This is a genomic window from Clostridium sp. LBM24168 (genome assembly GCF_052953915.1).
This window is the reverse complement of record NZ_CP196861.1, coordinates 771,800-793,415: the sequence shown is the minus strand read 5'-3', so window position 1 is coordinate 793,415 and position 21,616 is coordinate 771,800. Positions and strand designations below refer to the sequence as shown.

Annotated in this window: 21 protein-coding genes and 1 riboswitch; of the genes, 9 read left to right on the top strand and 12 right to left on the bottom strand. The window is 31.9% G+C overall.

Going from position 1 to position 21,616, the window contains the following annotated elements:
- Positions 1-46: 46 nt before the first annotated feature.
- The 3 genes from ACSVC9_RS03870 to ACSVC9_RS03860 form a co-directional block, all read right to left on the bottom strand.
- On the bottom strand, positions 47-391 hold the full coding sequence (locus ACSVC9_RS03870; protein WP_446899042.1) for a hypothetical protein: 345 nt from the start codon (positions 389-391) through the stop codon (positions 47-49).
- Positions 392-520: 129 nt separating this feature from the next.
- Positions 521-1,969, bottom strand: coding sequence for an MDR family MFS transporter (locus ACSVC9_RS03865; RefSeq protein ID WP_446899041.1), 1,449 nt, complete (start codon positions 1,967-1,969; stop codon positions 521-523).
- 25 nt (positions 1,970-1,994) lie between these two features.
- Entirely contained in the window at positions 1,995-2,903 is a 909-nt protein-coding gene (locus ACSVC9_RS03860) for a ribonuclease Z (protein WP_446899040.1), read from the bottom strand.
- Positions 2,904-3,025: 122 nt separating this feature from the next.
- On the opposite strand from ACSVC9_RS03860, the gene ACSVC9_RS03855 reads away from it, so the two are divergent.
- Both ACSVC9_RS03855 and iadA read left to right on the top strand, forming a co-directional pair.
- Positions 3,026-4,015, top strand: a complete 990-nt coding sequence (locus ACSVC9_RS03855) for a biotin--[acetyl-CoA-carboxylase] ligase (protein WP_446899039.1) — start codon at positions 3,026-3,028, stop codon at positions 4,013-4,015.
- Positions 4,016-4,079: 64 nt separating this feature from the next.
- The gene (gene iadA / locus ACSVC9_RS03850; RefSeq protein ID WP_446899038.1) at positions 4,080-5,252 is read left to right on the top strand and encodes a beta-aspartyl-peptidase; all 1,173 of its coding nucleotides are present in this window, start codon (positions 4,080-4,082) and stop codon (positions 5,250-5,252) included.
- Here the strand turns inward: iadA and ACSVC9_RS03845 are convergent.
- Positions 5,242-5,955 (bottom strand): ATP-binding protein, encoded by a 714-nt coding sequence (locus ACSVC9_RS03845; protein ID WP_446899037.1) that lies wholly within the window; start codon positions 5,953-5,955, stop codon positions 5,242-5,244. The two genes, iadA and ACSVC9_RS03845, sit on opposite strands and share 11 nt — an antisense overlap.
- Before the next feature lie 120 nt (positions 5,956-6,075).
- Between ACSVC9_RS03845 and ACSVC9_RS03840 the strand changes: the two genes are divergently transcribed.
- The 4 genes from ACSVC9_RS03840 (at position 6,076) to ACSVC9_RS03825 (ending at position 10,887) form a co-directional block, all read left to right on the top strand.
- Positions 6,076-6,753, top strand: coding sequence for a Crp/Fnr family transcriptional regulator (locus ACSVC9_RS03840; RefSeq protein WP_446899036.1), 678 nt, complete (start codon positions 6,076-6,078; stop codon positions 6,751-6,753).
- Positions 6,754-7,613: 860 nt separating this feature from the next.
- Positions 7,614-8,444 carry a methyl-accepting chemotaxis protein gene (locus ACSVC9_RS03835; RefSeq protein ID WP_446899035.1) on the top strand — a complete coding sequence of 277 codons (831 nt, stop codon included), beginning with the start codon at positions 7,614-7,616 and terminating at the stop codon, positions 8,442-8,444.
- 50 nt (positions 8,445-8,494) lie between these two features.
- Positions 8,495-9,148 carry an HAD family hydrolase gene (locus ACSVC9_RS03830; RefSeq protein ID WP_446899034.1) on the top strand — a complete coding sequence of 218 codons (654 nt, stop codon included), beginning with the start codon at positions 8,495-8,497 and terminating at the stop codon, positions 9,146-9,148.
- A 110-nt stretch (positions 9,149-9,258) separates the two neighbouring features.
- Positions 9,259-10,887 carry an IS1182 family transposase gene (locus ACSVC9_RS03825; RefSeq protein ID WP_446897624.1) on the top strand — a complete coding sequence of 543 codons (1,629 nt, stop codon included), beginning with the start codon at positions 9,259-9,261 and terminating at the stop codon, positions 10,885-10,887.
- A 182-nt stretch (positions 10,888-11,069) separates the two neighbouring features.
- Here the strand turns inward: ACSVC9_RS03825 and ACSVC9_RS03820 are convergent, their stop codons facing one another.
- From ACSVC9_RS03820 to thiS, 4 genes are read right to left on the bottom strand one after another with little or no spacing between them, the layout of a single operon-like run.
- Complete coding sequence (locus ACSVC9_RS03820; protein WP_446899033.1) at positions 11,070-11,687, bottom strand: thiamine phosphate synthase; 618 nt, start codon at positions 11,685-11,687, stop codon at positions 11,070-11,072.
- Complete coding sequence (gene thiH / locus ACSVC9_RS03815; RefSeq protein WP_446899032.1) at positions 11,688-12,797, bottom strand: 2-iminoacetate synthase ThiH; 1,110 nt, start codon at positions 12,795-12,797, stop codon at positions 11,688-11,690.
- 11 nt (positions 12,798-12,808) lie between these two features.
- Entirely contained in the window at positions 12,809-13,573 is a 765-nt protein-coding gene (locus ACSVC9_RS03810) for a HisA/HisF-related TIM barrel protein (RefSeq protein WP_446899031.1), read from the bottom strand.
- 52 nt (positions 13,574-13,625) lie between these two features.
- Positions 13,626-13,820 carry a sulfur carrier protein ThiS gene (thiS, locus tag ACSVC9_RS03805; protein WP_446899030.1) on the bottom strand — a complete coding sequence of 65 codons (195 nt, stop codon included), beginning with the start codon at positions 13,818-13,820 and terminating at the stop codon, positions 13,626-13,628.
- Positions 13,821-13,983: 163 nt separating this feature from the next.
- A riboswitch (TPP riboswitch) is annotated at positions 13,984-14,092 on the bottom strand.
- A 175-nt stretch (positions 14,093-14,267) separates the two neighbouring features.
- Between thiS and ACSVC9_RS03800 the strand changes: the two genes are divergently transcribed.
- Entirely contained in the window at positions 14,268-14,846 is a 579-nt protein-coding gene (locus ACSVC9_RS03800) for a GNAT family N-acetyltransferase (RefSeq protein WP_446899029.1), read from the top strand.
- Between the two features lie 14 nt (positions 14,847-14,860).
- The gene (locus tag ACSVC9_RS03795; RefSeq protein ID WP_446899028.1) at positions 14,861-15,754 is read left to right on the top strand and encodes a DUF2156 domain-containing protein; all 894 of its coding nucleotides are present in this window, start codon (positions 14,861-14,863) and stop codon (positions 15,752-15,754) included.
- 48 nt (positions 15,755-15,802) lie between these two features.
- Here ACSVC9_RS03795 and ACSVC9_RS03790 read toward each other — a convergent pair whose 3' ends face one another.
- The 4 genes from ACSVC9_RS03790 to ACSVC9_RS03775 form a co-directional block, all read right to left on the bottom strand.
- Positions 15,803-17,461, bottom strand: a complete 1,659-nt coding sequence (locus tag ACSVC9_RS03790; protein WP_446899027.1) for a glutamine--tRNA ligase/YqeY domain fusion protein — start codon at positions 17,459-17,461, stop codon at positions 15,803-15,805.
- 161 nt (positions 17,462-17,622) lie between these two features.
- A complete protein-coding gene (gene yidC / locus ACSVC9_RS03785) occupies positions 17,623-18,264 on the bottom strand; it encodes a membrane protein insertase YidC (RefSeq protein ID WP_446899026.1) in 642 nt (213 codons plus the stop codon).
- Positions 18,265-18,302: 38 nt separating this feature from the next.
- Complete coding sequence (locus ACSVC9_RS03780) at positions 18,303-18,539, bottom strand: hypothetical protein (RefSeq protein ID WP_446899025.1); 237 nt, start codon at positions 18,537-18,539, stop codon at positions 18,303-18,305.
- An 88-nt stretch (positions 18,540-18,627) separates the two neighbouring features.
- Entirely contained in the window at positions 18,628-19,704 is a 1,077-nt protein-coding gene (locus ACSVC9_RS03775) for a M24 family metallopeptidase (protein WP_446899024.1), read from the bottom strand.
- Positions 19,705-20,224: 520 nt separating this feature from the next.
- Here ACSVC9_RS03775 and ACSVC9_RS03770 point away from each other — a divergent pair.
- Positions 20,225-20,779, top strand: coding sequence for a hypothetical protein (locus ACSVC9_RS03770; RefSeq protein WP_446899023.1), 555 nt, complete (start codon positions 20,225-20,227; stop codon positions 20,777-20,779).
- The last annotated feature ends 837 nt before the right edge of the window (positions 20,780-21,616 follow it).

Sequence of the window (21,616 nt, the reverse complement as noted above, 5' to 3'; positions counted from 1 at the left end):
AATCCAGGATAGAATCTATCTATCCTGGATAATAATAATCATATTTTTATACTTCGCAGCATTTTTCACTCTTGTTTACATTCTTAATTGTTGTTATATTTATAATCTCAGCCTGAAATGCTTTGAGTAATGCTTTTTCAAGAACTTTTTCATGATCAAAATTAGTCACATCAGTACAAATTGCAAACACTCTGTTTATATCACCATAAAGATTCTGATAAGTTAATGTAACATTAGGCTTATCATATTGGACATCTATTATTTTCAGTCCCCAGGAGATTTGAGCAAAATTGTCCTTCACTTCTAACCTAGTTAAATTTTCCAGTTTCTTTGCATCTTCAGAAGGATTTGTCACCATTATTAATTCATCTCCAACTTTGTATTTACTCATTCCAATCAACTCCTCTATATATTTTTAGCTTTATAAACTGCAATTACAATTGAGGTATTTCTTTAGTCTTATTATACACCCTACTATAGATCTAAGACAAGCTTTTTTGAGAAATTTTTAACAAAGTTTTTATATTTTTTTTAGCCCATTGGATAAATTAAGCGATAGAACAAGAATCACAACATCCAAAGCACACATAAATAAAAATATAGTATGCAATCCAAAATTCAATGAATTCTCTACAAGATGTTTTGATATAGTTGGCACTGATATCAAAGATGAACATATATTATTTGGATTTATATTGTAAGTACCCATTTTGCCAAGATATCTAATTATACTTAAATTAAAGATACTTCCAAAAATACTTACACCTATAGTTTGTCCCAAGTTACGTACAAGGGCGTTTGAAGCCGTAGCCGCTCCCCTCATATCATAATCCACTGAATCCTGTATTGCTATGGTAAGAATAGTAAAATTCAATCCAAATCCAATTCCAAGTATTGCTGAAAACAATATTACAAACAATGGAGAAGAATTTAGACCGAGAGTAACTAGACAGGCTGTTCCTAAAATTATAATAAAACTACTAAATATCACTATAACCTTTTCTCCGTATTTAACTATTTTATCCCCTATTAAAAATGAAACTAGAAACCATGTAACAGACATTGGTGCCATAGAAATCCCCGATATAGTGGCACCATATCCAAGTACATTTTGCATATATATTGACATATATACCCCTATTCCAATCAATACTGCCGATGATATAAAGCTTATTACATTTATTCTTATATTAGATTCCCTAAATATTTCGAAGGGCATGATTGGTTCCTCTGTCTTTTTTTCTGTTATATAGAACATAACAATTGATACTGTAAAAATCACTCCACAAACTACGGCTCTGGGAAATTCTATTTCATAATTATTATCGTCTGTCATGAAAGCCATAAGCAATGCTACAATTGCTGAAGTTAAAAAAATTATTCCATGGAAATCAATAGCTGCCTTTCTTCTTTCAAAGTTCTCTACAATACTTTTCTGAAGCAGCACTATTGAAATTATTCCAAAAGGTATGTTTATAAAGAAAATCCAGTGCCAGGACAATATATCTATTAAAGCTCCACCTACAAACGGTCCAATTAGGCTTGATATTCCCCATACACTGCTTAACCATCCCTGAACCTTCGCTCTTTCAGAAACAGAAAACTGATCTCCTATTATAGTGTAAGTTATGGTATATACAGCCCCTGCACCTATTCCCTGAATTGCACGGAAAGCCATCAATTCATACATGTTCCGGGATAAACCACATAAAAAACTTCCTATTAAAAATATTCCTATACCTATTGAAAGAATATCTTTTCTACCATAGAGGTCAGCTAATTTTCCGTAAATTGGAGTAGTTATAGAAGCTGTTAAAAGATATAGAGAAAACACCCAACTTACAAGCTGAAATCCATTTAAGTCTTTTACTATAGTGGGTACTGCTATAGTTACAACAGTATTTTCCACAGCAGCAAGTACCATGGAAACCATTACTGCAATAACTACTCCTCTTTTGGATCTCCCCATTTTACAACATCTCCTTATGGTTACTCTATTCAAAATTAAGATGTTTTTTCATTCCATCCTTACCTAGGATAGTGTTCTCAAAAATCTTTTTCGCGTTCTCAAGATAAATTTCCGGGTTTATCATCGATGGACTAAAATGGGTCAGCCACAATTCCTTTACTTCAGATTTTTTTGCAAGCATTGCTGATTCTCTAAAAAGCATATGTTTGTATTCTACAGCTTTTTCGTATTTTTCATTGTCACCATAAGTGCCTTCACATACAAATAAATCCGATTTCTTCACAAAATCTATCAACTCCGGAATTGGTCTTGAATCCGTACAATAAGAGAATTTAATTCCTCTACGTGGTTCTCCAAGGACCATATCACTTTTATAGGAAATGCCATTATAAGTTAAACTCTCTTCCCTTTGAAGTTTACTCCACAAATTCATTGGGACATCGTTAAGCAGAGCTTTTTCTTTGTCAAATTTCTTATTTCTCTGTACATATATAGAATATGCAAAACAATCTATTCCATGATCTACAGGTAATATACCTATAGTAAAGTTGTTTATTTTTTCACAATGCTTTTCTTTACCAAAAAGCTCTATCAACTTTATCTTATATGGAAGCTGAGGTGCTATTACCCGAAGTCCATTTACCACCTTTGATAACCCATAAGGTCCTATTATAGTCATGGGTTCCTTCCTTCCAGAATTAGCTATTGTCAAAAGAAGTCCAGGCAGTCCTGCAACATGGTCAGCATGAAAGTGCGTAAATAAAATTACATCTATATACTTAAATCCCAACTTATTTATTTTCAAGCTTAGCTGAGTTCCTTCTCCACAATCTATAAGCAATTTTCTACCATTGTATGAAACAAGCATAGAAGTTAAAAACCTATCTGGAGTTGGCATGCCTCCACCACAACCAAGCAAGCATAAATCCAACATAATAAAACCTCCTGTCATACTAACTTCTAATATAAATTATAAACCATCATCTATTAAAATTGTAATATGAAATTAAATTATAGTATAATACCATTAGTTAGTACAAGAAAAGGATGATTTTTATGAAAGAATCTATATTAAATTTACTAAAAGAAAATAAGGATACTTTCCTTTCCGGCCAGTTAATAAGTGAAAAATTAAAAGTTAGTCGTACAGCCATATGGAAATATATAAATATACTGAGAAACGAGGGTTATAAAATAGATTCATCTCCTAAAAAGGGATACAGACTAATATATTCTCCAGATATACTGACTTATGATGAAGTAAAATGCATACTTCACACAAACTGCATCGGGAAAAATTTTTTCTATTTTGACAGTATAAATTCTACAAATATGAAAGCAAAAGAGCTGGCTGAAAAAGGTGAACCACATGGAACTGTTGTAGTTTCCGAAGAGCAGACTATAGGTCATGGAAGGCTTGGACGAACCTGGATTTCTCCAAAATACAAGGGTATATGGCTTTCCATAATTTTAAGGCCTGAAACTGCACCCATAGATGTTCCTAAGATAACTCAGATAGCTGCAGCTGCCGTTATAACTGCTTTAGGCGAATTAAAAATAGATGGAAGTATAAAATGGCCAAATGATATAATCATAAATCACAAAAAAGTATGTGGAATACTTACTGAAATGAGTGGAGAACTCAATAGAGTAAATTATGTAATTGTAGGCATAGGTATAAATGTAAATCTGGATAAGGAAGATTTTGAAGATAATACAATAGCCAATAAAGCTTCTTCTTTAAAAATTGAAACAGCTTCTCTAATTGATAGGAAATTTCTTCTAGGAACATTAATAAACAATTTTGAGAAACTATATATGGAATTTAAAAAAGAAGCTACTGTAAAATCATCAATAAGTATATGCAAAGAACATTCTGCTGTACTTGGACGTGATATAAGGATACTATCCAGTGGAAAATCATACTTTGCAAAAGCTATAGATATTGGAGAAAATGGTGAACTTGTAGTCAAGTATCCAGATGGATCCATAAGAAATATTATATCTGGAGAAATATCCATAAGGGCATTAAATGGATATATTTAAAAACAGTATAAGTATAAAATTTCTATTAATAGACATAGTATAATAAAGGGGTGTTGTTATATTTATGTTACTCATTAAAAATATAGAAATATTTTCTCCAAAATATATAGGGAAAAAAAGCATACTTATATGTTTTGATAAAATAGCCTATTTATCCTCCAAAATAAATATACCAGACAGGAATTTTCCAGAAATCACTATAATTGATGGCAGCAATTTAACTGCTGTTCCAGGTATCATCGACCTTCACATGCATATAAATGGTGCTGGTGGTGAAGGTGGTTTTACCAACAGAACCCCTGAAATGAATCTTACACATTTTACTACAAATGGAATTACAACCTGTGTAGGTCTTCTAGGTACAGATGGAATTACTAGAAGTATGGGAAGCCTAATTTCAAAAGCAAGGGCTCTTGAAGCCGAAGGAATAAGTACATATTGCTGGACAGGATGTTATGAAGTTCCCACAAGAACGATTACTGATACGGTAAGAGGTGACATAATCCTAATAGATAAAATAATAGGTGCCGGTGAAATAGCTATATCAGACCATAGGGGAAGCTATCCTTCTTCCCATGACCTAGTACATATTGCAAGTGAAACATGTGCAGGAGGACTTCTCTCCGGAAAATGCGGTATACTTCACATTCATGTAGGAGATGACAAAAGTGGATTGAAACCTCTATTCGATCTTATAGACAGTGCAGAAATTCCCATTGAAAATATTCTCCCAACTCATTTAAACAGAAATCCACTTCTTGTAAAACAGTCCCTTGAATATGCCAAAATTGGAGGATTTATAGATATAACCACAGGAATAAAAAATGAAAATAATACATCCGTATCCGCATCAGAATTGTATACATCGATGTTAAAAGAGAATATCTCTCCTTATCATATAACTATGAGTTCCGATGCTGGAGGAAGTATGCCCATATTTGATGGCAATGGTAATCTAGCAAAATTAACTGTTGGACTTCCTACTACAGACATGGAGACTATAAGGGAATCGATACAAAGAGGAATATCACTTGAAAATGCCATTATACCATTTACTTCTTCACCAGCACAACTTTTAAAATTAAAAGGTAAAGGCCAAATAAAAGAAGATTTTGATGCAGATATACTGCTTTTAGACAAAAAGTTGAACCTGTACTGCGTAATAGCCAAGGGTAAAATTATGGTGAATAATTATAGGCCTGTAATTTATGGAACATTTGAACATCCTAACGCATGATATTTCCATCAGTTGAAACAATAATCTCTCTATATGGAATTATTACCTTGGATCTCAACATTGCATTTTTTACTGCATTTACAATCCCTTTGCAGCATGGGACCTCCATTCTGATGACAGTTATACTTTTCAAATTGCTATTTGAAATAATTTCTGACAGTTTATCCTCATAGTAAGATATATCATCTAGCTTCGGACAACCTATAACCGTAATATGTCCTTTTATAAAATCCTTGTGAAAACCTGCATAGGCATAGGCAGTACAATCTGCCGCCACTAAAAGATCCGCATTCTTCAAATAAGGAGCCCTTGTATTTATAAGTTTCAACTGAACCGGCCATTGTTGTAATTCAGATACATTATTTTCTACATCATTGACTTTGTTACTGACTCTTAAATTAACATTGCTTTCCCTATTTATTGTTCTAGCTGCCGTTCCAGGACATCCACAAGGTAATTTTTCCTTTTCCCTCTTCTTTTTTATAACCAACTTTTCGTCATAAGCTTTACTTTCCCGTTCAATTATTTCTATTGCACCTGTAGGACATTCAGGAAGGCAATCCCCCAATCCATCACAGTATTCATCACTTATAAGCTCAGCTTTGCCATCAACCACCTTTATCGCACCTTCATGGCAGGCATTAGCACACAATCCACATCCATTGCATTTTTCTTTATTTATATTAACTATTTTTCTTATCATCACAAATTCCTCCTCAACATTGATTTTATGACTTTATTATAATAAAATAAATATATAATATCAGTAACTAATGTTACCATAATCAATAAAAATTCAAATCATTACAGTGGAGTACAAATTATGGATAAAATTATAAGCTCATTAAAAAAGTGCATACTGATGAAAAATTTTTCTGACAGCGAAATAACTAGTTTATTAAATAAAATACCACACACAATTTCTAATTATTCAAAAGATGAGGTTATTGCCGTAGAAGGTTCAAATTGTTCAAGGATAGGTATAGTACTTGATGGAAATATTGAGGTTCAGAAACTATATGCTTCTGGTAAAATTGTTACCATAAGCAAATTGGATAAAGGAAATATATTTGGAGAGGTTATAATATTTTCAAATAAAAATACTTATCCTGCCACTATAATTTCCTCAAACAATTCGGACATAATGTTCATATCAAAAGAAAATATATTAAAACTCTGCAGTATGTACTCCATTTTTTTAAATAATTTCATGACACTTCTATCGAACAAGATATTAATGTTAAACAAAAAAGTCAAAAATATGTCTTATCAGACATTAAGACAGAAAATTGCATCATATCTTTTAGAAGAGTATTCCTCTACAAAAAACTTAAAAATAAAATTAAATATAACAAAAAAAGAAATGTCCAATCAGCTCGGAATACCTAGACCCTCATTGTCGAGGGAACTTATAAATATGAAAAATGACAACTTAATTGAAATGGATAAAAATATAATAATCATAAAGGATATAGACTCTATGAATAATTTATTCTATTAGAAAAGGGAAAATGAAGTTTTCATTCTCCCTTAATTTTATTATCAAAATATTATTGTATAAATCTAACAGAATCTTCTGCCGCAACCGCAGCAACATACCAGTAATATCAATATTATTATACATTCGCTTCCACCGCCAAAACATCCACAGCCTCTGCCTCTGTGTCTATGACATCTATGCCTGCAGCATGACATAAAAATCCCCCCCTATCATCCAATTACCATGTTCTTTAATTTCTAATCCAATGTATTTAAACATATTTTATAAACAGAAGAGGGGCGTATTGTCCCTCTTTAAAAGTTAATCATATAAAATTTATCATTTTGCTAATATCTGTCTCCACAGCTAACTCCACAGCATAGTATCAGTATTATTATTATTACTAATACTCCTCTGCTTCCACTACCTGATCCACATGAACGTGACATAAAGACCCCTCCTTATCATCTTGTATTAAGCTAACTTATTTTTAATCCTTTGTTCAATTCCAGTATATTAGTGAATCTTATAAAATGTTACTTTCTCCTAATAGTCTCCACAGCTAACTCCACAGAACAGTATCAGTATTATTATTATTACTAATACTTCTTTTCCAGATCCACATCTTTGTGCTGAATAATCGCCTTTACATCTGTGTGACATAATAGACCCCTCCTTATTTTCTTAAATATTTATTAGGTATCCTGATTTTTCATCATGTGTTCTATACTTCTATAATATTAATTGGAGCAATAAATGTGACTTTTTATACAAAAAACAGCCTAAAAATTAATCATGGACAAATCGACTTACAACCTTTAAAATTATATTTGATGAATTACGTATTTTAAATTATGGTTTAATTTGGGGTGATATAAATAATGGAAAACACTATTGAGATCAATAACAACTTCCAACAGGCTTTTAATATTTTAATGCCTTATATGCATTACTTTTTCGATGATGAAATAGCTTTTACTATGTCAACAACTACTAACTTCATAAAAATAGTAAATAGTGAAAATATAAATATGAATGCAAAGCCCGGTGATCCTCTAAGGCCAAAGGGTGCTGCCTACGAATGCATAAAGGCTGGTAAACCAATAGTAACAATAGTTCCAAAAGAAACTTTTGGCGTTGAGATAAAAGCTATAGGAATACCAGTAAAAGAAAATGATAAGATAATAGGAAGTGTAGTTTTAGTTAAAAGTATGAAACGTCACTATAAATTCCTGGAAGCATCCAAAATACTGTCAAAAGCCATCGACAATATTTCAAAAGCCTGTGAAATTATAACATCGGGTATAGAAAAGTCGGTAATTTCTAACGATAATATATTATCCGAAGTTAAGGATGCTGCAAACAAAACAAAAAATACAGATGAGGTACTAAATTTTATAAAAAATATAGCTTCCAAAACAAATCTTTTAGGCCTCAATGCCGCAATTGAAGCTTCAAGGGCAGGAGAAAGCGGAAAGGGCTTTACTGTAGTTGCAAACGAAATACGAAAACTTTCAAGTTCTAGCAATGAATCTGTATCTCAAATAAATTCCACACTTAAAGAAATAGAGAAATCAGTAAATAATATATCTAATGGGATAAATTCAACTTCTGATACATTTAAAGACCAATTTTCTCAAATTCAAGAACTAAATTCTTCTATAAACAATCTCACTGTATTGGTTGACAAGCTTAATGAAATATCCGAATAGCATATTTAAAATTTTTTTATCTTGTTCAGACTAAAACTGGAGGAATTAAAATGAATTATTCGGGAATTATTTTTGACCTTGACGGAACATTACTAAATACATTAGATGATCTTGCCAATTCAATGAATATTGTATTGAAAAAACATGGGTTTCCAATTCATGATACCAAAAAGTACAATTATTTTATAGGAAATGGTATGGAAAAATTGGTAAGACGTACTTTGCCAAAAGAAATTATAAACGAAGAAATGGTAAAATTGTGCCTATCACAGCTTAAAGACGAATACAACAAAAAATGGCATGAATCAACAAAACCATATGACAAAATAGAGGAACTTTTAGATAAACTCGTTTCTGAAGGTATACAAATGTCTGTTCTATCAAATAAACCAGATCAATTCACTAAAATAATGATTGATAAATTTTTCGGACTAAATCGTTTCAATATCGTATTAGGTTCACGTGATGGTGTTCCAAATAAGCCAGATCCACATTCAGCTGTTGAAATATCATCACTCTCAAAAATCACACCATCTAAATATTTATATCTTGGAGACACAGGCGTCGATATGGAAACAGCCAATAGTGCAGGCATGTATGCCGTAGGAGCTACCTGGGGGTTTAGATCATCAGATGAATTATTGAAAAATGGTGCAAAACTACTCATCAACAATCCAATAGAACTTATGAAACTCATAAAATAGATATAATAAATATGGGGCTGTCGCACTAAAAAAAATTAGTGCGACAGTTTTTTACGTAAAAAATAAATCTCCCACTCGGAAGAGTGAAAGATTTATGGTAAAATTAATATATGACTAAATACATTAATTTACATAAAAATTATACTTCAAATCGTGGAAATTATCAATTAAAACTTCCATTAAATATTGATTACATGATACCAGATAATGATTCGGTGCATTTGCTAAGTCAGTTTGTAGAGGAGATGGATTTAACAGATTTGTATTCGACTTACTCCCGTATGAGGGAGAATCAGGCAACACCGCGTCAGATGCTGAAGATTGTACTTTACTCATATATGAATCATAATTATTCATCAAGAGAAATGGAGAAATCATGCAAAAGAGACGTGAACTTTATGTATCTCTTAGAAGGTTCACAAGTACCGGATCATTCTACATTTGCTAGATTCCGCAGCCTTCATTTCGCTCCATGTTCAGAAACAATCATGGCCGAAATGACAAACTTCCTTTATGAGATTGGAGAAATATCAGGTGATGCTGTATTTATTGACGGTACAAAGATAGAAGCTTGTGCAAACAAATATACTTTTATCTGGAAAAGATCAGTTTCAAAAAATTTAGCCAGACTGCTTTCTAAATTAGCTGATTTTGTGGCTGAATGTGAAGAACTGTACGGACTAAAGCTTGTATATCAAAATAAGGTAAAAATAAAGCACGTAAAAAAGTTACGCAAGAAACTTTACGCCTTGAAGCATAAAGAAAATATACAGTTTGTACATGGATCTGGCAAAAGGAAAAATCCAATTCAACGTTCTATTGAAAAGCTTGAGGGATATCTTAATAAGCTGAAAGAGTATACACAGAAAATCCATACCTGCGGCAAGCGTAACAGCTACTCGAAGACGGATAAGGATGCAACTTTTATGAGGATGAAAGAAGATGCCATGAAAAACGGTCAGCTAAAACCTGCATACAATGTTCAGCATGGAGTAGATTCTGAATATATAGTATGGCTTACTGCAGGCAACCAGAGCACGGATACAAAAACGTTGATTCCATTCATAAAAAGCATGGAGAACCTCCTGTATTTTAAGTATTTTAAAATTACTGCTGATGCAGGTTATGAGAGTGAAGAAAATTATGTTTATGTTAAAGCGAACGGACAGTTATCATATATAAAACCAGCAAACTATGAAATATCCAAAACGCGTAAATATAAAAATGATATAAGCCGGATAGATAATATAGATTATAACAAATCTGGCGACTATTATACCTGTAAAAATAATAAGAAGCTAACAGTAAACAGGGTACTAAAAAGGAAAAGCAGGACTGGTTATATAAGTGAGAAAACAATCTATACATGTGAGGATTGCAATAACTGCCAGCATAAAAGTAAATGTATAAAAGGACATAACAGCAAAATACCATTGGAAGAAAGGGTCAAAAATCTTGAAACTTCAAAGCTGTTCAACATGCTCCGCAAAGAGAATCTTGAAAGAATTGTAAGTGAAGAAGGCTGCGAGCTAAGAATGAATCGAAGTATCCAAGCCGAAGGCTCCTTTGCAGAGATAAAACAGGATATGGGATTTCGTAGATATCTAAGTAGAGGTAAACAGAATATTTTGGCGGAAAGTATTTTGTTAGCGATGGCACATAATGTCAATAAGCTCCATAATAAAATTCAGTCAGATAGAACAGAAAATCATCTTTTTCCACTTAAAAGTAGTGCTTAATTTTAAAATCTTAAAAAGCCTGTGAATCAAAAAAGCCTTAATAGAAAAGTCTTATTAAAGTGTACCATTTTTTAGTTATAGAGTTTGTGTTGCTTTAAATTATCATGAAAATTTCTATAAAATGTTAAAAAAGGCTGTCACATTAGCATAATTTTTATGCTAATGCGACAGCCCCATATTTATTAGCTATTAATTTTCATTGCATAAGACATTATAGCCGCTCCATAGACTTCGGTACTGAAGACATCTTCAATATTATGAGGTCCAATGCCTCCTATTGCAATTACAGGTATATTCACACTTTCACTCACTCTGCTTAAAAAATTCAATCCTTTTCCTTCAAGACCCGGTTTGCAACTAGTCTGAAATATATTGCCTGCCATTACATAATCTGCTCCTGATCTTTCAATTTCTATGGCTTCACGAACACTATGGATTGAAACTCCTATTTTTATTTTTTTATTTTTTAGGAAATCTATCTCACTACTATTCTTCTGCATGGCTTTAAATTCTTGAAACCCCACATGGAGTGCAAAAGCCTCAAGACATAAAGCTGCCTTTGCATTTCCATTTATTATGAGTTTCTTTTTATATCTATCCGATATAGTTTTCACCTTTTTACCCATTTCAATAATTTCTTCATAACACAAATCTTTTTCCCTAAGCATTATAGCATCTGTACCAAATTCTGCGCATTTTTCCAGCACATTATAAAAATATCCTTTCGGTACAAGATGTCTATTTGTAACTGAAATTATCTTTTTATTCCCCTTTAGCTTGAAAATATCCTTATCTCCCATTTAACAATACTGCCAGTCCTTGAATATCGGATTATACCCTTGTTTCTCTATTTCATCCTTTATTTCGTCAACTGACCTGGCATCAGATATTATAAATTGGCCTTCTCCTTTATCCTCATTGCTCAATGAATGTCCACCAACCTCGGTAGTAACACCTGCAGACATTTTTGTAACTCCAAGTGGAATAAGATTATTTCTCATCTGCTCGCCTTCCCTTGTAGTAATATTAATTCCTGCCCTCTGTAAAAATATCTTATATGCAAGAGCAGCTTGTACTAAATTCTTGTCAGTCACTTCATATATTTTAATCGGACTTCCAGCATGGGGTCTTATTCTAGGAACAGACATGCTTATTTCAACAGATGGATAATTTTTTGAAATGTACGCTGCATGAACTCCAGTTAAAAACACTTCATTTCTCCATTTGTAAAGTCCAAGAAGTGCACTCATCCCAACAGAATGTATTCCTGCCCTACATCCTCTGTCAAGTGCCTCCAGTCTATATCTGTAGTCTCTCTTCTTGCCTGCAAGATGCACGGTTTTATATACATCCTCATTATAAGTTTCCTGATATACGGTCAGACTATCTGCACCAAGTTCTACAAGCTCCCTATACTCATTTTCCTCAAGCGGATATATCTCAAGGCATATGGAATCGAAATATTTTTTGAGTATTTTAACAGCTTCTTTAAGATATTCCATTGGGCAATGATATCTAGACTCACCTGTAAGCAATATTATATGTTTCAATCCTGTCTGTGATATTGCTTTAGCTTCTCTGTCAATTTCCTCATAGGTCATTTTCTTTCGGGCTATTTTATTTTCCACATTGTAACCACAGTAAATACATTTATTTGTACAATAATTTGCAATATACATAGGCGTATATAAAACTATGCTCTTTCCAAAATTTCTTATACTTATTTCTCTAGCTTTTCTAGCCATAGGCTCCAGATATTTTTCTGCTGTCGGAGATAAAAGTGCTAAAAAGTCTTCCAATGAAATTCTATCTTTCAAAAGTATATTTTCTATTTTAGAATCTGTAACACTTTCCAAAAATCTATCAAAATTAAAATTTTTATATTTCTGTATTTCTTCATAAATTCCCATTATATTTCCTCCTATCTCAAAAATCCTGTGAGTGGAGAAGAAGCTGCTGCACTTTCTCTTTGGGCACCAAGTTTTGCAATATATGCTTGTCTTCCAGCTTTTACTGCATATTTAAAGGCTTCTGCCATGAGTACAGGATCCTCCGATGTAGCTATAGCAGTATTTACAAGTACAGCATCTGCTCCCATCTCCATGACTAGAGTTGCATCAGAAGGTTTTCCTATACCTGCATCTACTATTATAGGAATATCTATTTCGTCTATAAGTATCCTAATCATTTCTTTGGTCCTTATTCCTCTGTTTGAACCTATAGGGGAACCAAGAGGCATAACAGCCGCTGCTCCAACATTTACCAGCCTTTTCGCATCTGAAAGATCGGGATTTATATAGGGAAGTACTACAAATCCGTCCTTAACAAGCTCTTCTGTTGCCTTTATAGTTTCGATATTATCCGGCAGAAGATACTTATTGTCAGATACTGCTTCTATCTTTATCCAGTTTCCACATCCAGCAGCTCTTCCAAGCTTTGCAAGCCTTACTACTTCATCTGCGGTTCTTGCTCCTGATGTATTCGGAAGTAAAATATATTCCTTTCCTATAAAATCTATTATGTTTTCTCTCCTTGAGTGCATATCAACCCTTCTAAGTGCTGTAGTTACTACATTAGTTTCTGCACTTTTCAATACCTCCGGCAATAATTTATCCGAAGAATATTTACCTGTTCCTAAAAATAATCTGCTGCTGAGTTCTTTTCCTCCAATAATTAACTTATCCATAAAATACCTCCTTTATATAATTTTCAATACAATTGTATTCATCTCTATAGATTTAACCTCCACCTACAAAACGTATTATCTCTACTTTTGAATTACTGTCCAATTTAATATTCCCAAATTGGCCTCTATCTGCAATTTCCATATCCACTTCTACAGCTACATTATTGGAATCAATATTTAAAGTTTTCAAAAGATCTAAAATTGTTATTCCAGCTTGAAGTTCCATCTTTTCTCCATTTACGATCAATCTTCTCCCTCCTTACTCATCATATTAATATTCGATTTCATGTAAAATATAGGAAAAAGGAAACATATAAAAATGTTTCCTCATAATCTAATTTAAATATACCCTAAAAGATAAAAAACACAAATTCCAGGAGAATCTGTGTTTAAAACAATTTTTGCCATATATTTCACATATATTATCTCCCTACGTTGGCATTACCCAAATCAGGTTATGAGGATAAGGAATAACATTCCACTCTCAGGTCATCAATATGACCTCTCCATATAGTTTATTCACTTGTTATTATTTTATATATATATTATAGCATAGCAAAAAATTAAATCAATATTAAAAATCTGTAGTTTCATTTGAATTGTAGTTTCATTTGAATTAATGTATATGTATAAGTTATAATTTATATAAAATTATTATCTATTAATTTTAATTTTTACAAGGTGGTGTAATATCTTGATAAAAGATTTGCTAAAAGGATCTAAAATTATACTAACTGCTTTTAGAGATGATGACTTGAAGATATTTGAAACATGGTATAATGACGTATCATTTTTGAGGAACTACGATATGATATCATCTTTCCCCATGTCTCTATATGAATTAAGGCCTATGATAGAAGATGTAAAAAAATCTTCCGATAAATTTATATTTGCAGTAAGAAATATCTTAAATGGTGAATTTATAGGAGTAACAGGCTTTGAAAATATACTGTGGAACAATGGAACTGCCACCATATATATAGGTATAGGGAGCAATTCAAACCGCGGACTTGGCATAGGTAAAGAAGCTCTGAATCTCACTATTGAATTTGGATTTGAGGAACTCAATCTTCACAGAATACAATTAACTGTATTGTCTTATAATATACCTGCTATAAAATTATACGAAAAGGTCGGATTCAAAAAAGAAGGAACTTACAGAGAATTTATACATAGAGATAATAAAAGATATGATATGTACCTGTATGGGATTCTGAGAAATGAATGGGAGTCCAATCATTTACAGGATAAATCCACCAATAAATTTAAATGACAAGGAGAATATTTATGCTAGAATTTAATCCCCTAACTATGAATGACAAAAATTTTTTTGACAAGTATCTACATAATTATAATTTTACTACCTGTGAATATTCTTTTACAACTTTTCTCATATGGAGAAAAGCATGTGATATAAGTTATACTGTAGTAGATAATGTTCTTATAATTAAAAAAATGGGTTTTGATGGAAACTACTATTTTATGCAACCTATCGGATATACAAAAGAGAATCTCAAATATATAGTAGAAATACTAAAAAAATATTCGGCAATAAATAGCATGCCCTATTTATTTGGAGATGTAGAAGAGAGCTTTTTAAATGATCTAAGAGAACTATATGGAGATAATATTCATATAAAAGAAGACATAGATAATTTTGACTATATATATGACACTCAGAAATTGATAACATTGTCCGGGAAAAAACTGCATTCAAAGAAAAACCACTACAACAAATTCATAAAATCCTATAATTACACCATAAAGGACTTTTTCGAACCGGGAGTCAAAGAAGATTGTATCAAAGCTGCTAAACTATGGTATGATTTAAAAAATAGTGACAATAAGTACTTGTATCACGAGCTGGAAGGTATAAACGAAATAACATGCAACATGCAACAGCTTAATCTAAAAGCAATGGCTGTATATGTAGATGATGAAATATCTGCATTTACAATAGGTGAGAAAGTAAATTCAGATATGGGAATAATACACATAGAAAAAGGACTTACAACTATAAATGGAATCTATACATTTGTAAACAAAGCATTTGTAGAAAATTACCTGAACGATGTAAAATATATAAACAGAGAACAGGATTTAGGACTTGAAGGTCTCAGAAAGGCAAAAAAATCCTATCATCCAGTAAATATGGGCAAAAAATACTGTATAAATCTATAAGTAAAATGTAGATAAGCATAATTTCAAGCTTATCTACATTTTAGTATCTTATTTTTTTATTTTAAAAGAACTCTTCAATGGAACAATCCTATTAAACACCGGTTTCCCATTTTCACTAAATTTAGTATCAACATTAAAATATCCATGTCTAAAAAATTGAAATTTTTGTCCAGGCTTTACCGATTTCATATTTGGCTCCAAAAAACCATGTAATATTTCAAGAGAGTTTTGATTGACATTGTCCAAGAATGAATCACTGTTCTCTTCTCCTTCGTCCAATATCAGAGGTTCATATAATCTTATCTCTGCAGAAATCGCAGTATTTAAATTTACCCAGTGGATAGTTCCTTTTATCTTTCTTCCATCGGGGCTGTTTCCCCCTCTTGATGCAGGATCATAAGTACAATGGAGTTCTACTAAATTTCCACTGTTATCTTTGACCACGTCAGTACATTTTACAAAATAAGCCCCTTTTAATCTAACTTCATTCCCTGGAAACAGCCTGTAATATTTCTTAGGGGGATTTTCCATAAAATCTTCCTGCTCAATGTAAAGTTCTCTTGAGAAAGGCACTTCCCTGGTTCCTGCTGAATGATCATCAGGATTATTCTCCACTTCAAACTTTTCAGTCTTTCCTTCCGGATAATTTGTTATTACAACTTTAATCGGTCTTAAAACTGCCATAGTCCTTGGTGCATTTTTTTCCAGATCATCTCTTAAAAAATAGTCAAGCATCTGAGAATCAACTATACTGCTTGCCTTGGCCACTCCTATAGCTTTACAAAACTTTCGGATTGATTCGGGAGTATATCCCCTTCTTCTGAGTCCTGCAATTGTTGGCATACGTGGATCATCCCAACCATCTACAAAGTTTTCATCTACAAGTTTTTTGAGTTTTCTTTTGCTCATGACTGTATTTGTCATATTGAGTCTTGCAAACTCTATCTGTTTGGGTACATTTTCCATTTCACATTCACGCACTACCCAGTCATATAATGGCCTATGATCTTCAAATTCAAGGGTACATATTGAATGTGTAATACCCTCAATTGCATCCTCCAATGGATGTGCAAAATCATACATTGGATATATACACCATTTGTCACCTGTATTTTGGTGAGAAGCATGTGCTATACGGTAAATTACAGGATCCCTTAAATTAATATTTGGAGACGCCATATCTATTTTTGCCCTAAGTACTTTTTCTCCGTCCCTGAACTCTCCATTTTTCATTTTCTTAAATAATTCCAAATTTTCATCTATTGTTCTGCCTCTATAGGGGCTCTCTTTTCCTGGTTTTGTAAGTGTTCCCCTATACTCCCTTATTTGATCTGCCGTTAAATCACATACATATGCCATTCCTTTTTTTATAAGAAGCACAGCTCGTTTGTACATTTCGTCAAAATAATTTGAAGCAAAATGAAGCTCATCCCATTCATATCCAAGCCATTTTACATCTTCCTTTATAGATTCCACAAATTCCGTATCTTCCTTTATAGGATTCGTATCATCAAAACGGAGGTTGGTTCTTCCGTTAAATTCATCCGCTAATCCAAAATTCAACACTATTGATTTTGCATGACCTATATGTAAATATCCATTTGGCTCCGGTGGAAATCTGGTAATTATATTTTTATATTTTCCTGATTTCAGATCATCTGCAACTATGTTTTTTATAAAATTTGAAGTAACTTTATTATCGATCATAGAATCATTCCTTTTCTATTAACTTATTTATTTCAACGCAATAGTATTTTAAAATTGCATTTTATTTATTATTATGTCCAGATTGGTAAATTATAAAAGAAAACAATTTATTGATTAAGCAGAATAAAAGGCATCTTAAGTCAAAAATGCCTTTTTAATTTCTAAACAAGACTCTTGTTTCTCACATACACCCTAAAAACTACATCTTCTATAAAAGAAAACATATTGGAGGTTATAAAATATATTCCTATAGCTATAGGTGCTTTAAAAGTTATCATAACACCTACAAATACTGAGATCAAAATACCTGCTCTATTTGATTGCACCTGCTTGTATATATTAAAATAATCTACATAATTTATGAGAAATGGGAAAGTGGATACAGCTGAATATATTAATGGGACAATATAGTAACTGTCACTCATTTTTATGGAAGCAATCCATGGAACAAGCATGGAACTTGCAGCTACTGGCATATTTATTACAGTACTGTACAACACCCATATTACAGGAAGCTGTATAAATGTAATAAGACATCCAAACATATTTTTTACTCCGTCTTTATAACATTTTTCAATCTCTTCCTTCATTTTTTCCTTGTTGTGCTTGTATTTGGACTTCAGCTTTTCTATCTTTTCACCCATTTTTTGTTGCTTTAACAAACTAAGCTTCTGATTAAAAGACAGTGGTGAAAGCATGAATTTTATAAACAGTGTCAATACTACTATTGAAATACCCCAGTCTCCTGTAATCCCAAATATATATTGCAACAATACAGCAAAAGAATTCAAAATAATGTTCATGTTTTAACTCCTTTATTTGAAATTTATATTTAAGAACACTATTTTAAATTGGGCTCCACACAAAATCTCCATATTTCATATTTTTCGTAACATACATATTGATCTATGGACAATTTTTTAATATAGCCAAGTGCCTGTATAACAATACTATTTATAATATTGCTTTCAATTACTTTTTTAAAGCTTTCATATATATAGGCTACACCCACAAATATCATTGTTATATATATGAAAATCGTAACAAAATTAACTATATTTACAAAATTTATATCCATAATAGATAACTCCCTACAACATAGTACAGATAAGTACATTATATATATTACAATATTTAATTCTCATATGCAACCAGTATACCATACACTATTTTACAACCATTATATCCTTGCTGTATCTGTTCAATACCTCACATCCATCCTCTGTAACCATGACAAGATCCTCTATTCTTATGCCAGCTTTACCTGGAATATAAATGCCGGGTTCAATTGAAAATATCATTTCAGGCTGTACTCTTTCAAAATTGGCAGAAGACACATCCCCAAGATCATGGCACTCAATTCCTATAGAATGTCCTGTCCTGTGTGTAAAATATTTTCCATAACCTTTACTCTCTATATAATTTCTAACAGCCAAATCTATATCACAGAACCTTTCTCCTGGTTTAACTGCAGCAATTCCCCTTTTATTTGCTTCCAGCACTACATTATAAATTTCCTTACTGATATCAGGTACATATTTATAAAATACAGTTCTGGTCATATCAGAGCAATAGGAATTTTTAATGCACCCAATATCCATAATTATACTGTCTCCTTCATTTAACGTGGAATTGTCACTTTCATGATGTGGATCAGTGCCATTTAATCCATAAGCAATAATTGGATCAAAAGAAAAACCATCTGCCCCTATATCTTCATATATACCTTCCAGAAGCCTTCCCATTTTCTTTTCAGTATATTTTTTTGGAATCAGTTTTATGAGCTTTCCCATGGCAATATCGTTTAATCTAGAAGCTTCTCTCATATAGTCCTTTTCCATTTCATCCTTACGCATTCTTATACTATCCAATATTTCAGATCCATTTAAAAAAGATTTACCACTTTTCAATTCCATAAGTCTGAGTAAAAATTTAGCAGGCCAGTTTTTATCTATTCCTACAGGTAAATCCTTGTCTATATATTGGGACATAATCTTAACCCCATCATCCGTATCCTTAAGCCATATTTTCTGTACACCGATATCCTCACTCAACGGAAACAATTCATTTATAAACAACTTATTTTCTCCATTTATATTTAAATAAAGTGCCAACAACCTCTCTCCTGGGTGTATCCACTTTCCTGTCAAATAAAATATAGATGCAGGATCAGATACAATGAGCTGTGGTACATTTTTGAGCTTCATAAGCTCTAACACTTTATCAAGTCTATTTAAATTCATTTCATATTCCTCCCTACTACTTTATAATAAATTAGATACAATAATCTCATTATAGATTTCTTCCTTTTCAAACACAATATCTATATTAAGGACAATTGTGCATTATATTACATTGTCTAATAGGGTATTTCTATAAACTTAGCATTTCTAGCAATTTATCTGTAAACTCTACTTTAAAATTTACAGATTATATTCTCATCTTGTGGTCATTTTTATCCCCTCGTTACATCGAAAGTAACCTTCTGTCCTTCATCAAGAAATTTATAATCATCTTAATCTATTTGAGAAAAGCGTGCAAAACATCTTTTTCATTTTCTCCATTAAACCATTTGATTGTACCCGTCATATAATAAGTACCTCCAAAATTTTATTTTTTAAGCTCTTGTAATAAACCTATCAAATAAAATTTCGATATTAATGTCCTTTTCGACATGATTTATTTAAATTTTTATATAGTTTAAGAAAATATTAAGGAAACAGACTTAAAATTATAATAAAAATATCGAAAGGAAGTGTAATTATGTCTAATGACATTAGCTCGTTAATTTCATACTTATACAGCAACAGTATAAATACAGGTAATCAAATTTTCCAGAACCCACTTTTAAGTTCAGATGATGATTCAGATACAGATGATTCGATCTTCAATTTAGGGATGGATTCAATTCAACTTAGCTCCACGGCATTGAACACCTTAAATTCATTGCAGGCTTCTAATACTAATAACATATTTAACTCCGCACTAGATAATTTAGTAGAGAATAACACTATTACCCAGGAACAAGAAAATTCTATTAAGAATGCTTTTTCCTCATTAAATACTACCTCTTCAACTTATTCAAATACTAGTTCACAATCTCCATTAGATAAACTTGTATCAAACGGTATTATTACTCAGGATCAGGAAGATTCTATTAAAAATGCTTTATTATCTTCCCGTAATGAGGAAATACAAAAACAAGCCCAACTAATATCTGCAAATCCTATATTATCAAATAACCCTGAGTTACATTTAAATTCTGATTTATATCAGCAAAACAATGATTCCAATAACCCAATCTTAAATGAATTATAGGTATATAGAAATTTAATAAGAAAATAAAAGCCTAGGGTAAAAAATAATTATATGATCCCCTTAAAGTAGACATGATAAATAACCAAAACTACTTTAAGGGGGTTTCTGTATGTCTAAAAAACAAAAATACTCTTTTGATGAAAAGTAAAAGCATGTGAAGATTACATTAATGGTAAACGTTCTTTACCTTAATCAGCAATAATAGCAAGTTTTATATTGTAATTAACGAACCTTTGTAATACAGCTTCGTATAATACTGATCATCACGTTTCAATTTTATCATTTCCAACTTTTCTTGACACAAAATAAGCACCCTAAATAACGGATGCTTATAAAAGGAGATCTATTAAAACATAACCTAGTGGTGGTTGCACTTAAACTCAATATGTCCTGCAACCGTAGACACTTGCTTACGTAAATAATAGAGGGAGCTATTATTTTTAAGTTTTTCTAAGGTATTTCCCTGATGTACTTATTATTTTATAAGATATTTGTTGCAATTCAATGTCATATTTATTAATTGTTTGTAACAAAATGTTATATCTTCGGATGAAAAAATAAACACCCGATATCTAATCAAGTGCCCACTTTTTCCTCTAAGTATTTTACTTAGGACATATATAATTATATATGTAATTTATTACTATAAAAAGTATTAAATGTTAAATAACTGTTAAATGACCTCCAATATTACATTTTGGCAGTATTTTAATTCATCATATAGGTATTTTTTCATGACTTAAAATTCTTTTCGCGATAATTTTTCCAGCATCTATCGCAACTTAAGCAGCAGCGAGTGGCAAAATTAGGGCAGTGACCGGCAGCTGTATATCCACT

What these genes read in the sequence shown, in the direction of transcription:
- ACSVC9_RS03870 (WP_446899042.1), bottom strand. Translation starts at nt 391, where the DNA reads ATGAGTAAATACAAAGTTGGAGATGAATTAATAATGGTGACAAATCCT.
- ACSVC9_RS03865 (WP_446899041.1), bottom strand. Translation starts at nt 1,969, where the DNA reads ATGGGGAGATCCAAAAGAGGAGTAGTTATTGCAGTAATGGTTTCCATG.
- ACSVC9_RS03860 (WP_446899040.1), bottom strand. Translation starts at nt 2,903, where the DNA reads ATGTTGGATTTATGCTTGCTTGGTTGTGGTGGAGGCATGCCAACTCCA.
- ACSVC9_RS03855 (WP_446899039.1), top strand. Translation starts at nt 3,026, where the DNA reads ATGAAAGAATCTATATTAAATTTACTAAAAGAAAATAAGGATACTTTC.
- iadA (WP_446899038.1), top strand. Translation starts at nt 4,080, where the DNA reads ATGTTACTCATTAAAAATATAGAAATATTTTCTCCAAAATATATAGGG.
- ACSVC9_RS03845 (WP_446899037.1), bottom strand. Translation starts at nt 5,955, where the DNA reads ATGATAAGAAAAATAGTTAATATAAATAAAGAAAAATGCAATGGATGT.
- ACSVC9_RS03840 (WP_446899036.1), top strand. Translation starts at nt 6,076, where the DNA reads ATGGATAAAATTATAAGCTCATTAAAAAAGTGCATACTGATGAAAAAT.
- ACSVC9_RS03835 (WP_446899035.1), top strand. Translation starts at nt 7,614, where the DNA reads ATGGAAAACACTATTGAGATCAATAACAACTTCCAACAGGCTTTTAAT.
- ACSVC9_RS03830 (WP_446899034.1), top strand. Translation starts at nt 8,495, where the DNA reads ATGAATTATTCGGGAATTATTTTTGACCTTGACGGAACATTACTAAAT.
- ACSVC9_RS03825 (WP_446897624.1), top strand. Translation starts at nt 9,259, where the DNA reads ATGACTAAATACATTAATTTACATAAAAATTATACTTCAAATCGTGGA.
- ACSVC9_RS03820 (WP_446899033.1), bottom strand. Translation starts at nt 11,687, where the DNA reads ATGGGAGATAAGGATATTTTCAAGCTAAAGGGGAATAAAAAGATAATT.
- thiH (WP_446899032.1), bottom strand. Translation starts at nt 12,797, where the DNA reads ATGGGAATTTATGAAGAAATACAGAAATATAAAAATTTTAATTTTGAT.
- ACSVC9_RS03810 (WP_446899031.1), bottom strand. Translation starts at nt 13,573, where the DNA reads ATGGATAAGTTAATTATTGGAGGAAAAGAACTCAGCAGCAGATTATTT.
- ACSVC9_RS03795 (WP_446899028.1), top strand. Translation starts at nt 14,861, where the DNA reads ATGCTAGAATTTAATCCCCTAACTATGAATGACAAAAATTTTTTTGAC.
- ACSVC9_RS03790 (WP_446899027.1), bottom strand. Translation starts at nt 17,461, where the DNA reads ATGATCGATAATAAAGTTACTTCAAATTTTATAAAAAACATAGTTGCA.
- yidC (WP_446899026.1), bottom strand. Translation starts at nt 18,264, where the DNA reads ATGAACATTATTTTGAATTCTTTTGCTGTATTGTTGCAATATATATTT.
- ACSVC9_RS03780 (WP_446899025.1), bottom strand. Translation starts at nt 18,539, where the DNA reads ATGGATATAAATTTTGTAAATATAGTTAATTTTGTTACGATTTTCATA.
- ACSVC9_RS03775 (WP_446899024.1), bottom strand. Translation starts at nt 19,704, where the DNA reads ATGAATTTAAATAGACTTGATAAAGTGTTAGAGCTTATGAAGCTCAAA.
- ACSVC9_RS03770 (WP_446899023.1), top strand. Translation starts at nt 20,225, where the DNA reads ATGTCTAATGACATTAGCTCGTTAATTTCATACTTATACAGCAACAGT.